Annotated in this window: 1 protein-coding gene; it reads left to right on the top strand. The window is 36.2% G+C overall.

Features of this window, described 5'->3' with window-relative positions:
- Positions 1-41 precede the first annotated feature (41 nt).
- Positions 42-953 (top strand): AbiTii domain-containing protein, encoded by a 912-nt coding sequence (locus CXF74_RS21425; RefSeq protein WP_101084673.1) that lies wholly within the window; start codon positions 42-44, stop codon positions 951-953.
- Positions 954-1,043: the final 90 nt, after the last annotated feature.

The raw sequence follows: 1,043 nt of genomic DNA on the forward strand, positions 1-1,043 counted from the left end.
TGTGTTACTGGTAAATATCCCTAATCTGGAGAGATTTAAGTATGAAGTTAGCTGATGATATTGTTGATATTTTAAGTTCCACGGAAGGCGTTTTAAGTGACGCTCTTATAAAAACAAAAGTTTTACTCCATCAAATTGGTCATAAAGAGCTAATTACATGGGTAAATAAAGAACTTAATGGTTACGACGATATAGAAGAACTACCTGAATATAGGATTGTCTCGGCAGAGGTTTTAGTTAATGCATCAAATGGTGCATACGATGTTAGAAGCCATCCTGTACCTCTCGGGCATTTAGATGAAGAATTCAGGAATACTATTGAGCGTGGCAGAATGCCTCAGTCTTTAACTGTAATTGAAACATTTAGTAAGTCTGAAGAGAATTTAACATCTTCAATTCCTATGGAAGCTAATGGGCTGTTGGGGCAAGGTTTAGCAAATGGCTACGTTGTTCAGAGGGCTTGGAGTATGATCCCAAATACAAGTGCATCTAATATATTAATGCAAGTTCGCTCGCGTCTTTTAGACTTTGTACTAGAGCTAAGTAGTGAGCTTTCTGATGTAAATTCAGCTAATGAAGCAAAACAAAAAGCAAGCCAATTTGATACTGCAAACTTGTTCAATCATACTATTTTTGGTGATAACACCACAATTGTCGTAGGCTCTGAAAATACACAAACAGTTACGAATCAAATTACTAAAAGCGATTTCTCTGCATTGCGAGAGACTTTGACAGAAAACGGAGTAAGTGAAGATGATATTAAATCACTTGAAGTAGCCATAGAAGATGATTCTAGTGTTATAAACCGTAAAAAAAATGAGTTCGGTCCTCAAGTGAAGGTATGGTTACAAAATATGTTGTCAAAAGCTATAAATGCAAGTTGGCAAGTTGAGTTAGGAGTAGCAAGTAGTTTACTAGCAACTGCTTTAAACAGTTTCTACGGGCTAGTGTAAGTAAAACACACATAACAAGTCATTTAAACGGAAAATTAACAGTTGGCCATCGCTTCGCGATTATAGCCAACCATTAATTTCCGCTTAATG

It is taken from the genome of Psychromonas sp. Urea-02u-13, from assembly GCF_002835995.1.
In the GTDB taxonomy this organism is placed as follows: domain Bacteria; phylum Pseudomonadota; class Gammaproteobacteria; order Enterobacterales; family Psychromonadaceae; genus Psychromonas.